The following is a 22,238-nucleotide window of genomic DNA, read 5'->3' as shown; positions in this document are numbered from 1 at the left end:
ATCGTATAAATAAGGGTAAAATAAGAATTGCTACGTGTTTCATTCGCTTAACACTTCTTCAAACATAACTTCGAAGAAATCTTCTATTATCTTATCCTTTCCATCCTTTATCATTTCTTACTTAAGAATTGATATTGTAATTTTGAAAAGATGGATACCTAAGCGCTTGCATGTGACGTACATAAAAATTCCAAAAGAGTGGTGTTTTCATGAGTAATAGTCTTACTCTTTCACATTTAGAAGAAATGAAGCTAAAGGATTTATATGAGCTTGCAAGAAATTTTAAAATCTCATACTACAGCAAATTAACAAAGAAAGAATTAATCTTTTCCATTCTCAAAGCACAAGCTGAAAAAGATGGCTTTATGTTTATGGAAGGGGTATTAGAAATTATACAATCAGAGGGCTTTGGATTCTTACGTCCAATTAATTATTCACCAAGCTCAGAAGATATTTATATTTCTGCTTCTCAAATTAGACGTTTTGATCTTCGAAATGGGGACAAAGTATCCGGAAAAGTAAGACCTCCGAAGGAAAACGAACGTTACTATGGATTACTTCATGTAGAAGCAGTAAACGGTGAAGATCCTGAAACAGCTAAGGAACGTGTTCATTTCCCTGCTTTAACACCTTTGTATCCGGATCGTCACATTGTACTTGAGACAACCCCTACTTCTTTTTCAACGAGAATAATGGATTTAATTGCCCCAGTAGGTTTTGGACAACGTGGATTAATTGTTGCACCTCCGAAGGCAGGGAAAACAATGCTATTAAAAGAAATTGCCAATAGCATTACAACAAACAATCCAGAAGCAGAGCTAATTGTTCTTCTAGTTGACGAGCGTCCAGAAGAAGTAACGGATATCGAACGATCTGTTGCAGGAGATGTAGTAAGTTCAACATTTGATGAGGTTCCTGAAAACCACATTAAAGTGGCAGAGCTCGTACTAGAACGTGCCATGCGTTTAGTTGAACATAAAAAAGACGTTATTATTTTAATGGATAGTATCACTCGTTTAGCGAGAGCGTATAATCTAGTAATTCCACCAAGTGGACGTACATTATCCGGCGGTATTGACCCAGCTGCATTCCACCGTCCGAAGCGATTCTTCGGTGCGGCTCGTAATATTGAAGAAGGCGGAAGCTTAACAATATTGGCAACAGCACTTGTAGAAACCGGGTCACGTATGGACGATGTCATTTATGAAGAGTTCAAAGGAACTGGTAATATGGAGTTGCATCTTGATCGCTCTCTTGCAGAAAAGAGAATTTTCCCAGCAATCGACATACGTCGTTCTGGTACAAGAAAAGAAGAGCTGCTTGTTCCAAAGGATCATTTAGAAAAGCTATGGTTAATCCGTCGTGGTTTATCCGATGCGCCTGATTTCACGGAACGCTTCATGAAGAGAATACGTACAACAAAAACAAATGAAGAATTTTTTGAACTGATGAATGAAGATAAAAAAGGGACAACTTCGACAAGATCGTAACTTTTCACAATTTTTGTATGGTTGCAAAACGAGTCTAGTCCTGTTATAATTTCAACATGTGTGATTTTGGCTGTAGGTGGTTAAAAACCTACTATAGATCTCATGTATGATAAAACTTACTCTGATTCAAAAAGGTTTCAGGGCCGAAGGAGATGAAAACATGAAACAAGGAATTCACCCAAACTATAAAAAGATTATGGTTAAGTGTGCATGTGGTAACGAATTCGAAAGCGGATCTGTGATGGAAGAAGTTAAAATCGAGGTTTGTAACGAATGTCACCCATTCTATACTGGACGTCAAAAGTTTGCTACAGCTGACGGACGTGTGGATCGATTCAACAAGAAATACGGTCTTAAATAATCTCTACTTTGCGTGAGTTTATTGCTGTGACCATATTATAGAAACGCAGCTTATCAAAAGTTAAAACTTAAAGGCAGGCAAGTGTGTTCATCTCTTGTCTGCTTTTTTACTTTTTTATATAGAAAAAACAAGGATTTCGCCATTATAATACATTGAAATGAATGAGAAACTATAACATATGGCAGTGTAAAGGCAGGAAGGGAGAGTCCCCGTTATGTACGAAATGAGGAAAAGCGGTTGGGTTGAAGTAATTTGTGGAAGTATGTTCTCAGGTAAATCTGAAGAACTCATTAGACGAGTGAAAAGAACACAATATGCAAAGCAACATGTGCAAGTATTTAAACCAGCAATTGATAATCGCTATAGTGAAGAAAATGTAGTCTCGCATAATGGTACTTCTGTAGTAGCAAGACCTGTATCGTCTTCTCATGATATTGTGAAGCTTGTGACAGCAGATGTTGATGTAGTAGCAATTGACGAAGTTCAATTTTTCGATGCGGATGTTTTAGAGGTTGTCGAAATTCTTGCAAATCGTGGGCATCGAGTAATTGTTGCGGGATTAGATCAAGATTTCAAAGGAGAGCCGTTTGGTCCAGTTCCGAGGCTTATGGCAATCGCAGAGCATGTAACGAAATTGCAAGCTGTATGTCAATCATGTGGTTCACCAGCTAGCCGTACTCAACGATTAATTAATGGAATTCCTGCATCTTATGATGATCCAATCATTTTAGTAGGTGCATCCGAATCTTACGAGCCGCGTTGTAGACATTGTCATGAAGTGAAAAACAAGCCTGTTCGTTTATCACTAAAACAAGAAACATACTAAAATTTCCATGTAAGCAGTATGAACTCGGGGGGAACCTATCCATAGGAGGGATAGAACCATGAGAATCATACTGCTTTTTTGTATAAGTTTACTTGTAGCGATGAGTACTGCTTGCTCTAATGTTGAGACAACAGAAGATGCAAATGGTAAAAATCTGATGAAAACAGGAACAAACAAAGATGGATTTTATGAACGTGATCTTGGCGAGGGGGAACAATTCATCCCAAATCAAAGTTCTACTAACTATATTGATGTAACAGAAAGCAGACCAAACATCGGTACCGATCAAGATAAAATCAGAGAAGTCATCGATATGCACAAGAATGTAACACCTGGATCTGTCTTCATAAATGGACAAGATGCATATGTAACTGTACACTCTACAAAATCTTTCAACGAAAAAGACCGTGACAAACTCCGTCACAAACTACTAAAAGACATCACCAAAGCTGTCCCACGCTACCACATTCACGTACGCGTACATGATGGGGATGGGGATTGAAATTGATATGAGAAAAAACCGGGTGGTGCCAGGCACCACCCGGTTTTTGTCGAATTTTATTTAAATTTTGCAGGAAAATAATACGAGAAGAGAGAACTATTTAGTAGATCTTTTACCAACGGTAACAGTTCTAACTACGCAATTCCCTCTAAAGGAGTGAAATTATGCCGAGAAGCAGGCGTATTTGGAATCCCGATATGTTTTATCATGTTGTTTCGAGAGGGAACAGAAGAGATGCATTATATTTAGATGATCGTGATTTTCGTGTGTTTCTTTCTATCCTAAGTAAAACTATGTTAGACCACCCGTTTGATTTAGCCTCGTATTGTTTAATGACAAATCATTATCACCTTCAGCTTAGGACATCCACAACATCTATATCCACATTAATGGCGATCATTAATAAAAGATATGCAACCTACTATAACAACCGTTATCGATTAACAGGTCATGTTTTTGAAAGCCGGTTCTTTAGTGATCCAATTCCTAATTCCTTTGGAATACTAGAGGTTAGTAGGTATATCCATTTAAATCCTGTCAGAGCAAAAATTGCAGAACGTCCGCAAGATTACCCATACAGCAGCTTCCGTTACCTCATTGGTGAAGCAAAATATCCACCGTACTTCCTCAATTCTTCAATACTACTATCTATGTTTACTGGTAAAGAAGCGGAAAAAAAAGAAAAATACAGAACCTATATTCATATCAACACTGAAGTTGTACGAGAAAAGTACATGTTACTTGAAATGAATCACTAAAACTCGACAAGTGACAGGCACCAACATGATTTGCTTTGACTAGGTATTTTCTCTATACTATAATTAGAATGTTATGGCAAAAAAATGAGGTGAATTGTCGTGCTAGATCGTTTACAGGCGGTAGAAGATCGTTATGAACGTTTAAATGAGCTTTTGAGTGATCCGGATATTGTGAATGATCCGAAGAAGCTTCGTGAATATTCAAAGGAACAATCTGATATACAGGATACGGTTATGGCGTACCGTGAATATAAGAGTGCTCGGGAGCAGTTAGCGGATGCAAAAGAAATGCTTGAGGAAAAGCTAGATGCAGAGATGCGTGAGATGGTGAAGCTTGAGGTAAGGGAGCTTGAGGACCAAGTTACTGAACTAGAAGAGCAACTGCGAGTTTTATTATTACCGAAAGACCCGAATGATGATAAGAACGTTATCGTTGAGATTCGTGGAGCAGCGGGTGGAGATGAAGCTGCGCTGTTTGCAGGCGACCTTTATCGTATGTATTCTCGTTTTGCTGAAGCTCAAGGTTGGAAGACTGAAGTGATTGAAGCATCCTCCACTGGTGTAGGTGGCTATAAGGAAATTATCTTTATGGTAAATGGTAAAGGAGCTTACTCTAAACTGAAGTTTGAAAATGGGGCTCACCGTGTTCAACGTGTTCCAGAGACAGAATCGGGAGGACGTATTCATACATCGACTGCTACGGTTGCTGCACTTCCAGAAGCAGAAGAGGTAGAAGTGGATATACATGAAAAAGATATCCGTGTTGATACGTTTGCATCAAGTGGAGCCGGTGGACAATCGGTAAATACAACGATGTCTGCTGTGCGTCTGACACATATACCAACTAATACGGTTGTTTCCTGTCAGGATGAAAAATCACAAATTAAGAATAAAGAAAAAGCAATGAAAGTATTACGTGCACGTGTGTACGATAAAATCCAAAGAGAAATTCAGTCTGAACTGGATGCTACTCGTAAATCAGCTGTTGGTACGGGGGATCGTTCAGAACGTATCCGTACGTATAACTTCCCGCAAAATCGTGTAACTGATCACCGTATCGGATTAACGATTCAAAAGCTCGATCAAATCTTACAAGGAAAGCTAGACGAAGTGATTAACACATTAATCATGGAAGATCAAGCATCCCGTATGGAGTCAGCAGAGTAATATGTTTTCGAAAGTTTACGAAGCCCTGAACTGGGCTTCTTCTTTTTTAGAATCAGCAGGAAGAGAAGCGAAAGCGGGAGAGCTTCTTCTCATGCATGTATTAAACGTTAATCGTACTCAGTTTTTTATGAATATGAGAGATGAAATGTCGAACGAGCAAGTAGAGGAATTCATTGCTATCGTTGAAAAACATAGAGGTGGCATACCAGTACAGCATATTATTGGTCACGAAGAGTTCTATGGAAGACAGTTTATTGTTAATGAAAATGTGTTAATTCCTAGACCTGAAACAGAAGAGCTTGTTCTTGGTGTAACGAAACGTATCAAGCAGCATTTTTCTAAAGATGAAAAATTAGTTGTAGTGGATGTAGGTGCAGGAAGTGGAGCAATTTCCATTACATTATCACTCGAGGAACCGAGGCTTACTGTCTATTCTGTGGATATCTCTGAATTTGCATTAAAAGTAGCAAGTGAAAATGCAAAACAATTAGATGCAAACGTCGAATTTATACATGGAGATTTATTAACACCGTTTATTGAAAGACAAACGAAAGTCGATATTGTCGTCTCAAATCCTCCATACATACCAAATGACGAAAAACTTTCAGATATCGTAGTAGACCATGAGCCGCATTTAGCATTATTCGGAGGAAATGACGGCTTAGATTTTTACAGAAGATTTATGGAACAGCTTCCACTAGTCCTGAAACATAAGGCCCTAGTCGCATTTGAAGTTGGAGAAGGCCAAGGAAATGCAGTTGCCGAACTTTTACTCACAACTTTTCCACAATCAACCGTTGAAGTGCAAAATGACATAAACGGAAAAGACCGAATGGTATATGCGTTAATTGGATAACAAAACTTTAACACAGTAAAGCAGTGGGGGCCTGTCCCCCACTGCTTTACTGTGTTAAAGAGCAGAATATAAAAAATAAAAGTTTACTAGATTTTTTTAATTTACTAGTTTAAGATTTTTATTTTTTGTCCACACTGTTTGTGAAGGGATGGGGATAAATAATGAAACATACTAAACTAGCACTTATATATATGTTATTACTTTTTCTTGGAGCGAATATTTCCATTACATTTAAGTCTGCTCAGGCAGAAGGTACGCAGTTGAATGAACAGGTGATGATTCCAGACGAAGCGATTCGCCTACGTATACTGGCAAACAGTAACTCTGATGAAGACCAAGCATTAAAAGAAGAGATTCGTGATGAAGTGAATAAAGAAATTACAAACTGGGTGGAAGAATTAACATCTATTGATGCAGCGAGAACATTAATTCAAAACCGTTTACCTGAAATTGAAACCATTGTAGAACGAGTGTTAAAGGAAGAAAACAGTAACCAGTCTTATAAAGTAGATTATGGTAGTGGTGTTAAGTTTCCTACAAAAGTTTATGGAGAATATGTGTATCCATCTGGTGAGTATGAGGCGATTTTAATTAGCTTAGGCGAAGCAGAAGGAGACAACTGGTGGTGTGTATTATTCCCACCGTTATGTTTCTTAGATTTTGGCAACGGCGAGGCAGTTGATCCTCAATTACAAGAAGAAGCAAAAGAAGAACCAAAGATAGTAGTAGAAGAACAAGAAGAAGAGGTAGAAGTGAAATTCTTTGTAGTAGAGTGGTTTTCGGACCTTTTTAGTTAATAGTTTAAACAGAGAAAAATCAACGCAGAATGATTAAAAAAAGAATCTAGTAAAATGTTCTATTCTTTCTCGTATCCTCATAGATTAGATTAACAAGAAAACGATGGACTTAAGGAGGAGTAGAACATGACAACTGTAATTCGTGCTGCTGAAACAAAAGATGTACAAGTAATGAAGTCTTTTTTAGGACAAGCTAATGTAAGTACTAAGGGATTAGAGGAACAAATTGACCACTTTGTTGTAATGGAAGATGCTAATGGTAGTATTCTAGGGACGTTAGGCATTCAAAGAATTGAACAGGACGGGCTACTTCGATCATTAGTGATTTCAAAAGGTGCTGACAAAACAAATATTCTAGATATGTTCAGACAAATTTTAATGTTAGCGAGAGATAAAGAATTAAAGCGTTTATATCTGGCAACGAACAAAATCGTGTCGATCGAGTTCTTTGCACTCATGGGCTTTACGCGACAAAATATAGAAGATGTACCACAACATATTAAATTAGCGGAGCATGTTGTTGAAACGTTACATATGGATGAAACAGTCATCATGGAGTTTGTAATTTAAGTTATTCACAAAGTTTTCCACAAAACAGGAAAGTTATCCACAAAAATGTGGGTAACTTTCCTGTTTTTGTGTATAAGTTCATAAATTACCACAAAAATTGTGAAGATGTTTATTAAAAATAACGTTTATGGTTTAATAATAAGACAATGATTCACAGGTAGAGGGGTTTTATTATGAATACAAAGGTTTGGCTTGTGGATAATACGGATAATCTATCCACAAGTTTTACACATATTACAGAAGCTGCCCACTTTTTACAACATAACGAAGTGGTCGCATTTCCGACTGAAACAGTATATGGACTTGGTGGAAATGCAACATCAACAGATGCTGTAGACAAGATTTTCAACGCAAAAGGAAGACCGGGGGATAATCCGTTAATTGTACATATTTCAAATGTGTCACAACTAAATGCGCTTGTAACTGATGTTCCGTCAGTTGCAGAAAAGTTAATGGATGCATTTTGGCCAGGGCCGTTGACGATCATTTTTCAAGCGAAGGATGGAGCGGTTTCTGACCGAGTAACAGCGGGTTTATCAACAGTAGCAATTAGAATGCCAGATCATCCTGTTGCGCTAGCTTTAATAGAAGAATCAGGTCTTCCACTTGCGGCTCCGAGTGCGAATTTATCAGGAAAACCTAGTCCAACTACGGCGCAGCACGTGTTTGAAGATTTAAATGGTAGAATCGCAGGAATCGTCGACGGTGGTCCGACTGGAGTTGGATTAGAATCTACCGTTGTGGATTGCACGGAAGTGATACCGACAATCTTAAGGCCTGGCGGAGTAACGAAAGTACAAATAGAAGAAGTGGTTGGACGAGTGGGTATCGACCCGGCAATTAAATCAGCACATGAAGCGCCAAAATCACCCGGAATGAAGTATACACACTATGCGCCAAAGGCACCTCTTTTTATCGTGGAGGGAACGACTGATTTTTTACAAATGCTTGTGGATCAAGAAAAGGCTGAAGGTAAAAAAGTAGGTGTATTGGCGACAACTGAAACAGTGCCTAGATATAAAGCAGATGTTGTTTTATCTTGTGGCTCACGTGAGGACCTATCCTCAATCGCTCAAAACTTATATGATTCTTTAAGGCGTTTTGATCATGAAAATATAGATATCATACTTTCTGAAACTTTTCCTGCTACTGGAGTTGGAGAAGCGATCATGAACAGATTAGAAAAGGCAGCAGGGTTTCAAAAGATAAGTGAGAAATAAAATCCATTCTAATTTTCCTTGGACGTGCATATGTTGAATTAGCAAGTCCGAGGAGGGTTAGAATGGATACAACAGTGATAGTAGGAGAAGTCGTAACCTTATTCATCATGGCGTTTGCATTAGGAATGGATGCATTTTCAATAGGGCTTGGGATGGGGTTAATCAGGCTTAGATTAAGGCAAATACTATACATAGGCGTTACAATCGGCATTTTCCATATGTGGATGCCACTTGCTGGGATCATTATTGGTCGCTTTTTATCTGACCAGTTCGGTACAATTGCTACCATAATTGGTGGAGTCTTATTGTTGCTACTTGGTATTCAAATGATGATTTCTTCGTTTAAAAAAGACGAGGAACCAATGATCACACCCGTTGGTTTCGGATTATTTGTTTTTGCGTTAAGTGTGAGCTTGGACAGTTTTTCTGTTGGGTTAAGTCTTGGAATTTACAAGGTTCATCCTATTGTTGCCATTTCCATCTTCGGTTTGGTCAGTATGCTATTAACGTGGGCTGGTTTATTACTCGGAAGACGAGTGCAAGAGTGGTTGGGGAAATATAGCGAAGCCTTAGGCGGTTGTATCCTTTTTGCATTTGGTATTAAACTATTGCTACCTTTTTAATGGAACTAGTAGTTGCTAGTTCTTTTTTTGCAGTTTAAGAAAGTATAAGTGTATCTTATGTATTTGTGTATTCTTAATCTAGCTCCAGCACCCAGCCCGCCTGAGGTCAAACCTGGAGAGATGAATAGGGAAGTGCACCCTTTTATTCTCTCCAAAACATTTGCTATGCCTGAGGTTAAACGGGGCGCTCTGAGCTTTTTGTTCTCTAAAGTGAAAAACTGTATTCCATATGGTCAATGCTATATAATATACATATAAGAAATGCAGAAAATAAGGAGAATCGACCGTGAAAAACATATTATTTGTATGTACGGGAAACACATGTAGAAGTCCGATGGCAGAAGCAATTGTGAAGCATAAATTAAAAGATATACATGTAAAGTCAGCTGGGGTTTTTGCCGCAGATGGTAGTCCTGCTTCAATGAATACTGTGGAGGCATTAAGAGAACAAGGAATAGGGATTGAACATTCATCGAAGCTTCTTACTGAGGAGCAAGTAGAATGGGCAGATTATATCTTTACAATGACCAGTTCGCATAAGCAGCTTGTTGTGGACCGTTTTCCTGGGGTAGCTGCAAAAGCTTTTACGATAATGGAATTTGCTAATGGTTCTGAGGGTGATATTATCGATCCGTATGGTGGATCACTTACAATTTATCGAGAGACGTATAATCAGCTTACAGCAATGATTGATTCAATGATTGAAAAGCTTAAGTGAGAATAAATAAAGGGTATTGTAGAAAGCTAATCAATATTAATGATAGAGGTGTAGAAATATGAAAGTAGCAATTGCATCAGATCATGGTGGATTAAATATTCGAGAAGAAATTAAAAGCCTTATGGACGAAATGGGCATTGAGTATGAAGATATGGGATGTGACTGTGAAACATCAGTTGACTACCCGGATTATGCTGTACCAGTTGCGGAAAAAGTAGCAAATGGCGAGGTGAACAAAGGTATTTTAATTTGTGGTACGGGTATTGGAATGAGTATTGCAGCGAATAAAGTCAAGGGAGTTCGTTGCGCTCTCGTTCATGATATGTTTAGTGCAAAAGCAACCCGGGAACACAATGATAGCAATATTTTAGCAATGGGTGAGAGAGTAATTGGACCTGGATTAGCACGTGAGATTGCGAAGATTTGGTTAACCACAGAGTACGAGGGTGGAAGGCATAAAAATAGATTAGATAAGATCTCTACTTATGAAAGCAAGTAGGATTTAGGGAAGGATGTTGTAAAACATGAGCCCGGAAATTGAAATTTGGAGAGTTCAACTCTCGCAAATTATTCGTGATTTTAAGGAGCAGGCTAGCCTTACAAAAAACAAAGTAATAGTGGTAGGCTGCAGTACAAGTGAAGTGCTCGGTGAGAGAATTGGAACGGCTGGATCTGAGGAAGTGGCGGAACTAATATTTGAGGAATTACAAAAGGTTTCAAACGAAATCGGGTGTCAATTTGTGTTTCAATGCTGCGAGCACATTAATCGTGCCATCGTCCTTGAGCGAGAAACTGCAACGCGATTTCAACTAGAAGAAGTAACCGTTGTACCAGTTCGTACAGCAGGTGGAGCAATGGCAACATACGCATATCAGCACTTGAGTGACCCGGTAGTTGTGGAACATATTAAAGCAGATGCAGGCATCGATATAGGTGATACCTTTATCGGAATGCACCTTAAGCACGTAGCAGTACCGATTCGCTCTAAAGAAAAAACACTCGGACATGCCCATGTCACAATGGCCAAAACAAGACCAAAACTCATCGGCGGAGCCCGAGCAGTTTACACAAATGAAAAAAGTAATTTATCATGCTGATTCGACAGGTGCCAGGCACTTGTCGAATTTTCTTTATTTTTCAACTTCATAAACAAATGAATATGAGGTTTTTTTGTAGTTCATTTTCTCTTCGTAGAAGCGGTGGGCATCGGTGCGTTGTAATCCAGATGAGAGGGCAACGTACCTGCAGTCAGATTCTTCAGCTAGAGTGTGAATGTACGATAGTAATACATCCCCATATCCTTTTGAACGCTCTGTTTCTTTTGTTACAAGGTCATACACATAGAGATGTTTGAAGTTATAGAAGTTTACGAGTTCAATTACCCCTGTTACGGCTACTACTTGCTCTGCGTGGAACGCTGCAAACATTCGGAAGCCTTGTGGCACCATTTTGTCTAGTAGCGAAAAATAATCCTCTAAAGATAAATGAGTACGCAGTTCGTGCATAACAGGATAGGCACTCTCGAAGTCTTTCTTTGTTTTCATTTCTTTTATAACCACATTATGTTTTGTCATATCTATTCCTCCTTCTTCCTATATAATTAAAGTAATAAAAAACTGAACCTGTTGTTAGTGTCAGTTTTAAAGAAGTTAGTGGTGTCAGAGGAGGCGCGAATGATGACAGACCTTACGATCAACTTCACAAAAAATCAACCTTTATATCAGCAGCTTTACGTACATATAAAAAACGACATCTTAATAGGAAAAAGAATAGCGGGAGAAAAACTGCCTTCCAAGCGAAAGTTGTCTACGCTTCTAAACGTAAGCCTAAATACAGTAGATGCTGCTTATCAGCAGTTACTAGCGGAGGGATACATTGAAAGTCGTCCTAGAAGGGGTTTATTTATCAATGAAATAGAACCTACACATCCTTTTGGCCAGGCGTCACATTTTCAACACAAACCAATTACGAAACAGCCTGACAAACTTATTAATTTCAGCCAAGGTGATATAGATTTAGAGCATTTTCCTCATAAGGCTTGGCGAAAATGTACCATTGCAGCTCTAGACAACCCTCAAAGCCTGCAGCTTGGTGAAAATATGGGGGAGATTGAACTTAGAAACCAGATTGCAGATTATTTATATCGTGCAAGAGGTGTAAGGTGTACTGGTGAACAAGTAATCATTGGTGCTGGTACACAAGCATTGCTTCAGCGACTTTTATATTTATTCCCTAAAGGATCAACTATTGCGATGGAAGACCCGGGCTTCCACCGGGCAAGCCTTATCTTTAAGCAAGCGGGAATGGAGGTTGTTCCAATACCGGTACGAGAACACGGGATTGATGTGGACCAACTAGATTTGTTAACGTCTACTATCAACCTAGTATATTGTACGCCATCACACCAATTTCCACTTGGGATGATTATGCCAGTGCAACAGCGTCAAAAGCTCATTCAATGGGCCAATGACAACGACGGATTTATTATTGAAGATGATTATGATGGAGAATTCCGCTATGAAGGGAAGCCAATTCCTTCACTACAAGGATTAGATTCTTATGGAAAAGTTATTTACTTAGGAACTTTTTCAAAATCTCTTATCCCATCATTACGAGTGAACTATATGGTTTTACCAGAGCCGTTGCTAGAAAAATATAAACAAGAGCTTTTTTACATCAAACAAACGGTCTCGAAAATCCATCAACTAACGATTTCCCTTTTTATAAAAGAAGGTCACTGGGATAAACATATAAATAAAATGAGAACACTGTATCGAAAAAAGAGAGAAACAGTGATAGAAAGCTTAAATCATTATTTTGACACGGAAAAAGTAATAATAAAAGGTGAAAAGTCAGGCTTACACGTAGTGATTGAGTTTTTAGATTCTAGTTATACGGAGTTAGAGCTGATCGAACTTGCTAGAAAAAAAGGATTAAAAGTGTATGGAACCAGTCTATTTTATGAAACTGTAGACTATCGCAATCCGGAAATTTTGCTAGGATACAGTGGATTGAGTATTGTTGAGATTGAGCGAGGGATTAAACACTTATCTGAAGTATGGATATAAGATAAACGAACGATAAATGATGTGAATGTTTTAATAATTCGGCTTCTATCTATTTCACAATAATGGTAAAATAAAATGGATGTAATTTTTAAGGGGGATGGCAATGGGAACTTTATCACAGCAAGATCAACTTGTATTCGAAGCGATGGAAGCAGAGCGTAAAAGACAGCAAGATAATATTGAATTGATTGCATCTGAAAACTTTGTAAGTAAAGCAGTAATGGAAGCACAAGGATCTGTTTTAACAAATAAATATGCCGAAGGGTACCCTGGCCGTCGTTATTACGGTGGTTGTGAGCATGTAGACGTTGTAGAAAACATCGCGCGTGACAGAGCGAAGGAAATTTTTGGCGCAGAGCATGCCAATGTTCAACCTCACTCTGGTGCTCAAGCGAATATGGCTGTATATTTTACTGTGTTAAAGCCTGGAGATACTGTCCTTGGTATGAACCTTTCTCACGGTGGACATTTAACACACGGTAGCGCTGTTAACTTCAGTGGTATTCAATATAATTTTGTGGAGTATGGTGTGGATGATAAGTCGCATCGTATCAGCTATGAAGATGTGTTAGAAAAAGCTAGATTACATAAGCCAAAGTTAATTGTGGCAGGTGCTTCTGCTTATCCTAGAGAAATTGATTTTAAGAAATTCCGTGAAATTGCAGATGAAGTGGGAGCTTACTTAATGGTTGATATGGCTCATATTGCTGGCTTAGTGGCAGCGGGCTTGCATTCAAATCCAGTACCACATGCACATTTTGTCACAACTACTACTCATAAAACACTTCGTGGACCACGTGGTGGAATGATTTTGTGTAAAGAAGAATTTGCAAAGCAAATTGATAAATCAATTTTCCCTGGTATCCAAGGTGGGCCGTTAATGCATGTCATCGCAGCAAAGGCTGTAGCGTTTGGTGAAGCAATGCAAGATAGCTTCAAAACTTATGCACAAAACGTTGTGAATAATGCTGCGCGTCTTGCAGAATCGTTGAAAAAAGAAGGTCTAACGATCGTTTCAGACGGAACAGATAACCATTTATTATTGGTAGATGTTCGTTCGTTAAATACGACAGGTAAGGCTGCAGAAAAACTTTTAGATGAAGTGGGAATAACAGTCAATAAAAATACGATTCCGTTTGATCCGGAAAGTCCATTTGTGACAAGTGGGATCCGTATCGGGACGGCAGCTGTAACAAGCAGAGGGTTTGGAGTAGAAGAAATGGAAGAGATTGCATCCATCATCTCGTTTATTCTACGTAATCCAGAAGATTCTGCAGCAATTATAGATGCAAAAAATCGCGTATTAGCACTAACGAAGAAATTTCCGTTATACGAATAAATGGTAAAAGGGCAGATCTTAAAAGGTCTGCTTTTTCTCGTGAATTGATATATATAAGACCGTTTCAACATTTTTTATATATGTCGCTTGAAACAGGAAAACTTTTTCTGTAAAATCAATGGAAGTGTGACTAGATGGACAAGTCTTGTACCAGAGTCCTTGGTGGAAGTAGGTTCATAACTTTTAGCTATTAAAGGAGCTGTTAATATTGAGTAAAGTGTATGTGTTTGATCACCCATTAATTCAACATAAACTATCGTACATAAGAGATAAACATACAGGTACTAAAGAATTCCGTGAGCTTGTGGATGAAGTAGCAAGCCTAATGGCATTCGAAATTACTCGCGACCTACCTCTGCAAGAAATCGAAATTGAAACACCAGTTGCCATAGCGAAAACAAACGTATTGGCAGGGAAAAAGCTGGGCTTAATTCCAATCCTTCGTGCGGGACTAGGAATGGTAGACGGGATTTTAAAGTTAATCCCAGCTGCAAAGGTAGGACATGTTGGGTTATACCGTGACCCTGAAACATTGCAACCTGTTGAGTACTATGTAAAACTTCCAAGTGATGTGGAAGAAAGAGAGTTCTACGTATTAGACCCAATGCTTGCAACAGGGGGATCTGCGGCAGAAGCAATCAACTCCTTAAAGAAACGGGGAGCGAAAAACATAAAACTTATTTGTATCATCGCTGCACCTGAAGGGGTACAGCTTGTACAAGAAGCACACCCAGATGTAGACATCTTTGTCGCTGCAATGGACGAAAAACTAAATGACCACGGCTACATCGTACCAGGACTAGGAGACGCAGGAGATCGTCTCTTCGGAACAAAATAATAAACGCTTTAACGCATTAAAGGAGTGGGGGCCTGTCCCCCACTCCTTTAATGCGTTAAAGTCCACTTTCTTTAAGAATGATATGCTGCTAAAAGGCGCAATATATGGTAAGAGGTGGATGGGAAATGTTAAAGGGAATGAAGTGGATCGTAATTGGTTTACAAATATGTACTCTACTTATCCTGACGGGTGCAAGTGGTGGAGCGTATGAGGTTCTGGCAAAAGATGTAACGTTCCCTCATTATCCGCCGTTACCTGATTCACGGGTTGAAGGGATCAAAACGGTCATTATTCAAGCAAAAACGATGAAAAAGAGCGAAGTTTTAGACCGTTTAAAACAACTTCCTTCTATTAAAGTAAATAAAGAGTATGACACTGTGTTTGAGGGTTTTTCGGTTACCGGAAATGAAGAGGATTTAAAGAAGCTCACAGAAATGACGAGTGTTGAAAATGTATACCCAAATCAAACCTACAGTGTGACGGTAGAGAAAAGTGTTCATTATATCGGAGCAGAAGATATTCGAAGTTATTTAGATGCAGACAATCACCGTCTTACTGGTGAAGGAATCAAAGTAGGAGTGATTGACACAGGGGTGGATTACTCACATCCCGATTTAAGGAGAAATTACAAAGGTGGCTATGACTTAGTTGATAAAGATAGTGACCCAATGGAAACAAAGGCTAAGCAAGGGATGCCGACAATACATGGAACACATGTAGCAGGAATTATCGCAGCGAACGGCAAAATTCACGGTGTTGCACCTGAAGCTGAAATTATTGCGTATAGAGCACTTGGACCTGGGGGAATGGGAACAAGTGAGCAAGTCATTGCGGCTATTGAAAAGGCAATAAAAGACAAGGTAGATGTTATCAATTTATCACTTGGAAACGACGTGAATGGTCCCGATTGGCCAACAAGCCTTGCATTAAATAAAGCTGCTGAAAATGGAATTGTAGCCGTAACCTCTAGCGGAAACTCTGGCCCCAATATGTGGACAGTCGGCTCTCCTGGAACAGCATCAAAAGCAATTTCAGTCGGAGCCTCAACTCCTCCTATTCAAATTCCGTACGTTACAATCGGTGTTAATGAAAGGCAGATAAACGTAACGCAGATGCAAGGAGCCAGTGAATGGAGTTTTAATCGAGAGGAAGAAATAGTTTTCGGAGGAAAGGGTTATCCACAGGATATCCCCAATACTGTAAAAGGGAAAATCGCACTAATAGAAAGAGGAACCATTCCATTCACAGAAAAAGCGATCAATGCGTTAAAAAAAGGTGCAATAGGCGTTATGATTTATAACAATGTAAAAGGTGAGTTCGCGGGTGGATTAGAGGTAGGGATTTCAATTCCGGTTGTTTCCGTTTCAAAGGAAGATGGCCTTTTCTTGAAGAAGAAGATGAAACAACAACCCTATATTGAAACAAATTATAAGAAGGTAGAAGATAGTATTGCTGATTTTAGCTCACGTGGTCCCGTTACGTATACATGGGATATTAAGCCGGATGTTGTAGCGCCGGGCGTTGCCATTGAGAGCACCATTCCAAATGGCTATGAATCTCTGCAAGGAACTAGTATGGCTGCTCCACACGTAGCAGGAGCAGCCGCGCTCATTAAACAAGCCCATCCAACTTGGAATCCTGAGCAGATAAAAGCTGCCTTAATGAATACAGCAAAACTGTTAGTAAACAAAGACGACTACTATTCCACGATTGAACAAGGTACTGGAAGAATCCAAATTGACAAAGCGGTTAAAGCGGATACGCTCATTTATCCAAGTTCGTTTTCATTTGGACTATTCCACAATGAAGACGAAAGACAACAAAAAGTGATCACGCTAACCATCGATAACCAGTCGCTGATGAAAAAGTCATACTCTTTTGATCTCCCAAAAGCACAAAACGGAATTCAGTGGAAACTCCCGAGAACGTTTACAGTCGAACCTAAGTCTAAAAAGAAGATATCCCTTTCATTAGATATCACACCTTCTGTCCTAGGAAAAGGGATACATTCTAATTGGCTAACAATATTGGAAGACGGAAATGAGATAAAACTTCCTTATATCTATGTCATTGAGGAACCTAATTACCCAAGAATCATGGGCTTTCAGTTTGGACCAGGAGATAAACCAAAAACGTTTAAGTACGAAGCCTATCTTCCAGGAGGTGCGGAAGAGTTTGGGATCGCATTGTACGATCCAGATACATTAAGGTTCATCAAATTTCTAGATTTCTCCACAAATGTAGCGAGAGGAATGCTGAAAAAAGAACTAACTCAAAAGGAAATAGGAATAGAAGGAACCTTCAAGGCACTAGTATTTGTAAAAAATAAAGGAAAAGAAGATACAATAGAAGTAATGATATCAATCGAAGATTCAGTTGTACTAGAAGAAGAGTAGGGAGGTGAGCAGATAGTAGCTCACCTAATCCCAATCGCCTTGTTTCTAGTTGAATATATAAATTTTTATAAAATGTGAACAAATTGTAAACACCCATTTTTCCGATTAACTTTTTACAGGGAATACGTTGACATTGACATAGCCCTATTGTATGCTTACAAAGGGTATAATGATAAGGTTTACAATTGTATCCTAGCAACGTTTTTGTGGGAATTTTCACTCAAATTTGAGTAGCGAATTTGCTTATAAAGGAGCAGGTGAAAATGAACAAAAACAATCGTCATCCTCTGCAAGCGATGGCGTTAATGACCGCAATTCTTTCCCAATTAGTTGGGTCTGTTCTAGTCGGGATTTTCCTCGGCAGATGGGTAGATCAAACAGTTGGAACCTTCCCACTGTTTTTAATTATTGGCCTTCTGCTCGGACTTGCAACTGGCGTTTATGCTATGTTGAGGCTGATTAACCATTATTTCTCAGGAGAGTAATCAATGTCCGAATTAAGAGACATCTATATTAGACATAGAAAATACATACTCTATCTATTGGCTATATATGTATTGGGCTACGGATTCACATCCTATGATTCAGTATTTCTAGGCTTGATAGTCGGAACGTTGCTTAGCTTCTATAATTTGTGGGTAATGGTTAGGAAGACAAAGAGATTTGGACAAGCGATTGCGGAAGGCAGAAATGCTAGGTCCATTGGAACATTCACTAGATTAGCATCTGCTGCACTTGCCGTCTTGTTAGCAACAAAATATCCAGAGTTATTTCATATCGCTGGAACAATCTTGGGATTAATGACATTTTATATTGTCATTTTGATAGATATTATCATCCAAACTATACGTAAGTAGTACCTGGAAGAGAGGTGAATACATTTGGAACATGCTGCTCCTAGAGTAGAGTTTTTAGGGCTTTGGTTTAGTTTATCAAACATGATGATGACAACCATCGCTGCAGTTATCGTGTTTCTTCTTGCAATTATTGCAACTCGTTCATTAGCAATGAAACCTACAGGAATGCAAAATTTCATGGAGTGGGTAATGGACTTTGTGAGAGGTATTATCAGCAGTACAATGGACTGGCACACAGGAGGAAGATTCCTAACTCTAGGGATGACACTTCTAATGTATGTGTTCGTTGCGAACATGCTAGGATTACCATTCTCCATTATTAATGATGCAACTCATGAATTATGGTGGAAATCACCAACGGCTGATCCAATCATTACGTTAACATTAGCTGTTATGGTTGTTGCACTTACACATTTTTATGGTGTGAAGATGAAGGGTGTAGGAGAATACGGAAAAGAGTTTTTCAAACCGATGCCGTTTTTATTCCCTTTAAAGATTATTGAGGAATTCGCTAACACATTAACGTTAGGTCTTCGTCTATACGGTAACATTTTTGCTGGTGAGATCCTGTTAGGACTTTTAGCTGGCTTAGCAACAAATGGGTACTTGGAAAGTATCGGTGGAGGAATTGTCGGATCGCTTGTTGCCGCAATCCCAATGTTGGTTTGGCAAGGATTTAGTATATTTGTTGGTGCAATTCAGGCCTTCATTTTTGTAATGTTAACAATGGTTTATATGGCACACAAAGTGAGTCATGACCATTAATTATATTTTTAAAACAAATTATATATTTTCTAATTCTAAGGAGGAAATTTTACAATGGGTTTATTAGCAGCTGCAATTGCAATTGGTTTAGCCGCACTAGGTGCAGGTATTGGTAACGGATTAATCGTGTCTCGTACAGTTGAAGGTATCGCTCGTCAACCAGAACTTGGTGGAAAACTTCAAACTACAATGTTCATCGGGGTAGCGTTAGTAGAAGCGATTCCAATCATCGCTGTAGTTATCGCGTTCATGGTATTCGGTGCTGGTCAATAATAAATGCTTGAACCAGTGGTCAGAGCGCTTAGTAACTGCTATGCCACTGTCTATGTAATGGCGAAGTAACTTCCTAGTGACCTTCGCCATTCCTTTATGTTTGTATCTTAATTTAACTTATCCTTAAATGGGATTCATAGATACACGTCATGCCTGAGAAATGCAGGTGGAACTCTTCGAAGGGAGTGAACAATGTGCCGTTCAATTTAGATTTATTTATCCTTGGAGCTGAAGCAGCACATGGATTTGAGTTAAATATTGGTGATATTTTATACCAGTTGTTTATTTTCTTAGTTCTATTAGCGTTACTACGTAAATTTGCGTTTGGACCGTTAATGGGTATTATGAAGCAACGTGAACAACACATCACTAGCGAAATCGCAAATGCTGAGCAAAGCAACGCTGAAGCAAAGAAACTAGTAGAAGAGCAAAAAGAAGCGTTAAAGCAATCACGCTTTGAAGCTCAAACGCTAATCGAAAATGCGAAGAAGCTTGCTGAAGATCAAAAGAATAGTATTATTCTAGAAGCTCGCAATGAAGCAACTCGTATTAAAGATGCTGCAGTAAAAGAAATTCAATCAGAAAAAGATCAAGCTGTTGCCGCACTACGTGAGCAAGTAGCTTCATTATCTGTTCTAATTGCATCAAAAGTTATTGAAAAAGAACTTAACGAGCAAGACCAACAAAAACTGATTAACGAATATATTCAGAACGTTGGGGAAGCACGATGAGTAACGGAACAGTAGCAAAACGCTATGCAAACGCTCTTTTTCAAATAGCAAACGAACAGAATCTATTAGAACAAGTTGAACAGGAACTAGTTGCGATTCGAACTGTTTTTACTGAGAACAAGGAATTGAGTTCAGTACTAAACCATCCAAAGGTTTCAAAAGCAACGAAGAAGACATTAGTGCAAGATAGCTTCGCTAATTTTTCAGCTCCTGTACTAAATACTTTACTAATTCTTATTGATAGACACCGCCAATCCATTATTACAGAAATGGTTGACTTCTTTGTTCAAGAAGCAAATGACGTAAGAGGGATTGCGGATGCAAAAGTATATTCAGTAAGAGAGTTAACAGAAGACGAAAAAGCTGCTTTATCCCAAACTTTTGCTCAAAAAGTAGGGAAAACAGCATTACGTATTGAGAATATTGTAGATCCTTCCGTGCTAGGTGGAGTAAAAGTCCGCATTGGTAACCGTATTTACGACGGAAGTGTTAGTGGAAAATTAGCTCGTGTTGAACGTGAGCTTTTGACTAAAAGATAACAGATAGGGGTGAAATTCATGAGCATCAAAGCAGAAGAAATCAGTGCGCTGATAAAAAAGCAAATTGAAAACTATCAGTCTGAAATTGAAGTGAATGATGTAGGTACTGTTATCCAAGTTGGGGACGGTATCGCTCGTGCTCATGGCCTCGACAATGTCATGGCTGGAGAACTTGTAGAATTTTCAAATGGTGTCATGGGTATGGCACAAAACCTAGAAGACAACAACGTAGGTATCGTTATTTTAGGACCATACAAGGAAATCCGTGAAGGTGACGAAGTACGTCGTACAGGCCGTATCATGGAAGTACCAGTAGGTGAAGCACTTATTGGTCGTGTAGTAAACTCTTTAGGTCAACCAGTTGATGGATTAGGACCTATCGAAACTTCAAAAACTCGTCCGATTGAAAGCCCGGCACCAGGTGTTATGGCTCGTAAATCAGTTCATGAACCATTACAAACAGGTATTAAGGCGATTGATGCCCTAATTCCAGTTGGCCGTGGACAACGTGAGTTAGTAATCGGAGACCGTCAAACAGGTAAAACATCTGTTGCGATCGACACGATTCTAAACCAAAAAGACCAAGACATGATCTGTATCTATGTTGCAATTGGTCAAAAAGAATCAACAGTTCGTGGAGTTGTTGAAACTCTTCGTAAGCATGGTGCATTAGACTACTCAATCGTAGTAACTGCATCTGCATCACAACCTGCTCCACTGCAATACCTTGCTCCACTTGCGGGTATTACAATGGCAGAAGAGTTCATGTATGATGGAAAGCATGTTCTAATCGTATATGATGATCTTTCTAAGCAGGCTGCTGCATACCGTGAGCTTTCATTACTATTAAAGCGTCCTCCAGGGCGTGAAGCATATCCAGGGGATGTATTCTACTTACATTCACGTTTATTAGAACGTGCTGCTAAAATCAATGAATCACTAGGTTCTGGTTCTATCACAGCACTACCGTTTGTTGAAACACAAGCTGGAGATATTTCTGCTTACATTCCAACAAACGTAATTTCTATCACTGATGGACAAATCTTCTTACAATCTGACCTATTCTTCTCAGGTGTACGTCCTGCGATCAACGCTGGTTTATCCGTATCCCGTGTAGGTGGATCTGCACAGATTAAAGCGATGAAGAAGGTTTCTGGTACATTACGTCTAGACCTTGCTGCATACCGTGAACTAGAAGCTTTCGCTCAGTTTGGTTCAGACCTTGACAAAGCGACTCAAGCTAAGTTAAATCGTGGTGCTCGTACTGTAGAAGTACTAAAGCAAGGATTAAACAAACCACTTAAAGTTGAAAAGCAAGTTGCGATTCTTTATGCGTTAACTCGTGGTTTCTTAGACGATATTCCAGTAACTGATATCACTCGTTTTGAAGATGAGTATTTAAATTGGTTAGAACATAACCGTAAAGAACTTCTAGACCATATCGTGTCTACGAAGGATCTTCCTGGCGATGAGGACTTTGCTAAGGCGATTAACGACTTTAAGAAAACATTTGTTGTTTCTGAGTAATAGATTTAGCTAAGCAG

At 39.0% G+C, this 22,238-nt stretch carries 26 protein-coding genes; 25 read left to right on the top strand and 1 reads right to left on the bottom strand.

Going from position 1 to position 22,238, the window contains the following annotated elements; translation table 11 throughout:
* Window positions 1–209: 209 nt before the first annotated feature.
* The 14 genes from rho (at window position 210) to JR050_RS03560 (ending at window position 10,985) form a co-directional block, all read left to right on the top strand.
* Window positions 210–1,490, top strand: a complete 1,281-nt coding sequence (gene rho, locus JR050_RS03625) for a transcription termination factor Rho (protein ID WP_204202153.1) — start codon at window positions 210–212, stop codon at window positions 1,488–1,490.
* Between the two features lie 160 nt (window positions 1,491–1,650).
* Window positions 1,651–1,851 (top strand): 50S ribosomal protein L31, encoded by a 201-nt coding sequence (gene rpmE / locus JR050_RS03620; RefSeq protein WP_149219058.1) that lies wholly within the window; start codon window positions 1,651–1,653, stop codon window positions 1,849–1,851.
* Between the two features lie 214 nt (window positions 1,852–2,065).
* Window positions 2,066–2,677: a thymidine kinase gene (locus JR050_RS03615; protein WP_204202152.1), complete on the top strand. Its 612-nt coding sequence runs from the start codon at window positions 2,066–2,068 to the stop codon at window positions 2,675–2,677.
* Window positions 2,678–2,735: 58 nt separating this feature from the next.
* Window positions 2,736–3,179 (top strand): hypothetical protein, encoded by a 444-nt coding sequence (locus tag JR050_RS03610; protein ID WP_204202151.1) that lies wholly within the window; start codon window positions 2,736–2,738, stop codon window positions 3,177–3,179.
* Between the two features lie 164 nt (window positions 3,180–3,343).
* Window positions 3,344–3,937 carry a transposase gene (locus tag JR050_RS03605; RefSeq protein ID WP_204202150.1) on the top strand — a complete coding sequence of 198 codons (594 nt, stop codon included), beginning with the start codon at window positions 3,344–3,346 and terminating at the stop codon, window positions 3,935–3,937.
* A gap of 99 nt (window positions 3,938–4,036) precedes the next feature.
* Window positions 4,037–5,104, top strand: coding sequence for a peptide chain release factor 1 (prfA, locus tag JR050_RS03600; RefSeq protein WP_204202149.1), 1,068 nt, complete (start codon window positions 4,037–4,039; stop codon window positions 5,102–5,104).
* A gap of 1 nt (window position 5,105) precedes the next feature.
* On the top strand, window positions 5,106–5,960 hold the full coding sequence (prmC, locus tag JR050_RS03595; protein ID WP_204202148.1) for a peptide chain release factor N(5)-glutamine methyltransferase: 855 nt from the start codon (window positions 5,106–5,108) through the stop codon (window positions 5,958–5,960).
* A 161-nt stretch (window positions 5,961–6,121) separates the two neighbouring features.
* Window positions 6,122–6,757 carry a stage II sporulation protein R gene (gene spoIIR, locus JR050_RS03590; RefSeq protein ID WP_204202147.1) on the top strand — a complete coding sequence of 212 codons (636 nt, stop codon included), beginning with the start codon at window positions 6,122–6,124 and terminating at the stop codon, window positions 6,755–6,757.
* A gap of 126 nt (window positions 6,758–6,883) precedes the next feature.
* Window positions 6,884–7,327: a GNAT family N-acetyltransferase gene (locus JR050_RS03585; protein WP_204202146.1), complete on the top strand. Its 444-nt coding sequence runs from the start codon at window positions 6,884–6,886 to the stop codon at window positions 7,325–7,327.
* A gap of 173 nt (window positions 7,328–7,500) precedes the next feature.
* Window positions 7,501–8,547 (top strand): L-threonylcarbamoyladenylate synthase, encoded by a 1,047-nt coding sequence (locus tag JR050_RS03580; protein ID WP_204202145.1) that lies wholly within the window; start codon window positions 7,501–7,503, stop codon window positions 8,545–8,547.
* Between the two features lie 62 nt (window positions 8,548–8,609).
* Window positions 8,610–9,170, top strand: a complete 561-nt coding sequence (locus tag JR050_RS03575; protein ID WP_204202144.1) for a manganese efflux pump MntP — start codon at window positions 8,610–8,612, stop codon at window positions 9,168–9,170.
* A gap of 286 nt (window positions 9,171–9,456) precedes the next feature.
* Window positions 9,457–9,888: a low molecular weight protein arginine phosphatase gene (locus JR050_RS03570; protein WP_204202143.1), complete on the top strand. Its 432-nt coding sequence runs from the start codon at window positions 9,457–9,459 to the stop codon at window positions 9,886–9,888.
* A 58-nt stretch (window positions 9,889–9,946) separates the two neighbouring features.
* Window positions 9,947–10,387 carry a ribose 5-phosphate isomerase B gene (rpiB, locus tag JR050_RS03565; protein WP_204202142.1) on the top strand — a complete coding sequence of 147 codons (441 nt, stop codon included), beginning with the start codon at window positions 9,947–9,949 and terminating at the stop codon, window positions 10,385–10,387.
* 25 nt (window positions 10,388–10,412) lie between these two features.
* The gene (locus JR050_RS03560) at window positions 10,413–10,985 is read left to right on the top strand and encodes a TIGR01440 family protein (RefSeq protein WP_204202141.1); all 573 of its coding nucleotides are present in this window, start codon (window positions 10,413–10,415) and stop codon (window positions 10,983–10,985) included.
* 33 nt (window positions 10,986–11,018) lie between these two features.
* On the opposite strand, the gene JR050_RS03555 is transcribed toward JR050_RS03560, so the two are convergent.
* Window positions 11,019–11,462: a GNAT family N-acetyltransferase gene (locus JR050_RS03555; RefSeq protein ID WP_204202140.1), complete on the bottom strand. Its 444-nt coding sequence runs from the start codon at window positions 11,460–11,462 to the stop codon at window positions 11,019–11,021.
* Between the two features lie 99 nt (window positions 11,463–11,561).
* Here JR050_RS03555 and pdxR point away from each other — a divergent pair, with 99 nt between their 5' ends.
* The 11 genes from pdxR to atpA all read left to right on the top strand — a co-directional run bounded on the left by pdxR (window position 11,562) and on the right by atpA (window position 22,221).
* Window positions 11,562–12,956 carry a MocR-like pyridoxine biosynthesis transcription factor PdxR gene (pdxR, locus tag JR050_RS03550; protein WP_239454081.1) on the top strand — a complete coding sequence of 465 codons (1,395 nt, stop codon included), beginning with the start codon at window positions 11,562–11,564 and terminating at the stop codon, window positions 12,954–12,956.
* A 103-nt stretch (window positions 12,957–13,059) separates the two neighbouring features.
* Window positions 13,060–14,295 carry a serine hydroxymethyltransferase gene (gene glyA, locus JR050_RS03545; protein ID WP_204202139.1) on the top strand — a complete coding sequence of 412 codons (1,236 nt, stop codon included), beginning with the start codon at window positions 13,060–13,062 and terminating at the stop codon, window positions 14,293–14,295.
* A 208-nt stretch (window positions 14,296–14,503) separates the two neighbouring features.
* Window positions 14,504–15,133: a uracil phosphoribosyltransferase gene (upp, locus tag JR050_RS03540; RefSeq protein ID WP_204202138.1), complete on the top strand. Its 630-nt coding sequence runs from the start codon at window positions 14,504–14,506 to the stop codon at window positions 15,131–15,133.
* Between the two features lie 125 nt (window positions 15,134–15,258).
* Complete coding sequence (locus JR050_RS20470) at window positions 15,259–17,529, top strand: S8 family serine peptidase (RefSeq protein ID WP_283244047.1); 2,271 nt, start codon at window positions 15,259–15,261, stop codon at window positions 17,527–17,529.
* Between the two features lie 263 nt (window positions 17,530–17,792).
* Window positions 17,793–18,014, top strand: coding sequence for an AtpZ/AtpI family protein (locus JR050_RS03530; protein WP_204202317.1), 222 nt, complete (start codon window positions 17,793–17,795; stop codon window positions 18,012–18,014).
* Between the two features lie 3 nt (window positions 18,015–18,017).
* Window positions 18,018–18,386 carry an ATP synthase subunit I gene (locus JR050_RS03525; RefSeq protein ID WP_204202137.1) on the top strand — a complete coding sequence of 123 codons (369 nt, stop codon included), beginning with the start codon at window positions 18,018–18,020 and terminating at the stop codon, window positions 18,384–18,386.
* 24 nt (window positions 18,387–18,410) lie between these two features.
* Complete coding sequence (gene atpB, locus JR050_RS03520) at window positions 18,411–19,151, top strand: F0F1 ATP synthase subunit A (protein WP_204202136.1); 741 nt, start codon at window positions 18,411–18,413, stop codon at window positions 19,149–19,151.
* Window positions 19,152–19,205: 54 nt separating this feature from the next.
* Window positions 19,206–19,424, top strand: a complete 219-nt coding sequence (gene atpE / locus JR050_RS03515; protein ID WP_204202135.1) for a F0F1 ATP synthase subunit C — start codon at window positions 19,206–19,208, stop codon at window positions 19,422–19,424.
* 149 nt (window positions 19,425–19,573) lie between these two features.
* The gene (gene atpF / locus JR050_RS03510; RefSeq protein ID WP_204202134.1) at window positions 19,574–20,155 is read left to right on the top strand and encodes a F0F1 ATP synthase subunit B; all 582 of its coding nucleotides are present in this window, start codon (window positions 19,574–19,576) and stop codon (window positions 20,153–20,155) included.
* Complete coding sequence (locus JR050_RS03505) at window positions 20,152–20,694, top strand: F0F1 ATP synthase subunit delta (protein WP_204202133.1); 543 nt, start codon at window positions 20,152–20,154, stop codon at window positions 20,692–20,694. Before atpF ends, JR050_RS03505 begins: the two co-directional genes overlap by 4 nt.
* A gap of 18 nt (window positions 20,695–20,712) precedes the next feature.
* The gene (gene atpA, locus JR050_RS03500; protein WP_204202132.1) at window positions 20,713–22,221 is read left to right on the top strand and encodes a F0F1 ATP synthase subunit alpha; all 1,509 of its coding nucleotides are present in this window, start codon (window positions 20,713–20,715) and stop codon (window positions 22,219–22,221) included.
* Window positions 22,222–22,238 lie beyond the last annotated feature (17 nt).

Source organism: Bacillus suaedaesalsae (assembly GCF_016890225.1).
In the GTDB taxonomy this organism is placed as follows: domain Bacteria; phylum Bacillota; class Bacilli; order Bacillales; family SA4; genus Bacillus_BS; species Bacillus_BS suaedaesalsae.
Note: the sequence above shows the minus strand (reverse complement) of the source record. Positions and strands in the feature narration are given on the sequence as shown.

What these genes read in the sequence shown, in the direction of transcription:
- rho (WP_204202153.1), top strand. Translation starts at nt 210, where the DNA reads ATGAGTAATAGTCTTACTCTTTCACATTTAGAAGAAATGAAGCTAAAG.
- rpmE (WP_149219058.1), top strand. Translation starts at nt 1,651, where the DNA reads ATGAAACAAGGAATTCACCCAAACTATAAAAAGATTATGGTTAAGTGT.
- JR050_RS03615 (WP_204202152.1), top strand. Translation starts at nt 2,066, where the DNA reads ATGTACGAAATGAGGAAAAGCGGTTGGGTTGAAGTAATTTGTGGAAGT.
- JR050_RS03610 (WP_204202151.1), top strand. Translation starts at nt 2,736, where the DNA reads ATGAGAATCATACTGCTTTTTTGTATAAGTTTACTTGTAGCGATGAGT.
- JR050_RS03605 (WP_204202150.1), top strand. Translation starts at nt 3,344, where the DNA reads ATGCCGAGAAGCAGGCGTATTTGGAATCCCGATATGTTTTATCATGTT.
- prmC (WP_204202148.1), top strand. Translation starts at nt 5,106, where the DNA reads ATGTTTTCGAAAGTTTACGAAGCCCTGAACTGGGCTTCTTCTTTTTTA.
- spoIIR (WP_204202147.1), top strand. Translation starts at nt 6,122, where the DNA reads ATGAAACATACTAAACTAGCACTTATATATATGTTATTACTTTTTCTT.
- JR050_RS03585 (WP_204202146.1), top strand. Translation starts at nt 6,884, where the DNA reads ATGACAACTGTAATTCGTGCTGCTGAAACAAAAGATGTACAAGTAATG.
- JR050_RS03580 (WP_204202145.1), top strand. Translation starts at nt 7,501, where the DNA reads ATGAATACAAAGGTTTGGCTTGTGGATAATACGGATAATCTATCCACA.
- JR050_RS03575 (WP_204202144.1), top strand. Translation starts at nt 8,610, where the DNA reads ATGGATACAACAGTGATAGTAGGAGAAGTCGTAACCTTATTCATCATG.
- rpiB (WP_204202142.1), top strand. Translation starts at nt 9,947, where the DNA reads ATGAAAGTAGCAATTGCATCAGATCATGGTGGATTAAATATTCGAGAA.
- JR050_RS03560 (WP_204202141.1), top strand. Translation starts at nt 10,413, where the DNA reads ATGAGCCCGGAAATTGAAATTTGGAGAGTTCAACTCTCGCAAATTATT.
- JR050_RS03555 (WP_204202140.1), bottom strand. Translation starts at nt 11,462, where the DNA reads ATGACAAAACATAATGTGGTTATAAAAGAAATGAAAACAAAGAAAGAC.
- pdxR (WP_239454081.1), top strand. Translation starts at nt 11,562, where the DNA reads ATGATGACAGACCTTACGATCAACTTCACAAAAAATCAACCTTTATAT.
- glyA (WP_204202139.1), top strand. Translation starts at nt 13,060, where the DNA reads ATGGGAACTTTATCACAGCAAGATCAACTTGTATTCGAAGCGATGGAA.
- JR050_RS20470 (WP_283244047.1), top strand. Translation starts at nt 15,259, where the DNA reads ATGTTAAAGGGAATGAAGTGGATCGTAATTGGTTTACAAATATGTACT.
- JR050_RS03530 (WP_204202317.1), top strand. Translation starts at nt 17,793, where the DNA reads ATGAACAAAAACAATCGTCATCCTCTGCAAGCGATGGCGTTAATGACC.
- JR050_RS03525 (WP_204202137.1), top strand. Translation starts at nt 18,018, where the DNA reads ATGTCCGAATTAAGAGACATCTATATTAGACATAGAAAATACATACTC.
- atpE (WP_204202135.1), top strand. Translation starts at nt 19,206, where the DNA reads ATGGGTTTATTAGCAGCTGCAATTGCAATTGGTTTAGCCGCACTAGGT.
- atpF (WP_204202134.1), top strand. Translation starts at nt 19,574, where the DNA reads ATGCCTGAGAAATGCAGGTGGAACTCTTCGAAGGGAGTGAACAATGTG.
- JR050_RS03505 (WP_204202133.1), top strand. Translation starts at nt 20,152, where the DNA reads ATGAGTAACGGAACAGTAGCAAAACGCTATGCAAACGCTCTTTTTCAA.
- atpA (WP_204202132.1), top strand. Translation starts at nt 20,713, where the DNA reads ATGAGCATCAAAGCAGAAGAAATCAGTGCGCTGATAAAAAAGCAAATT.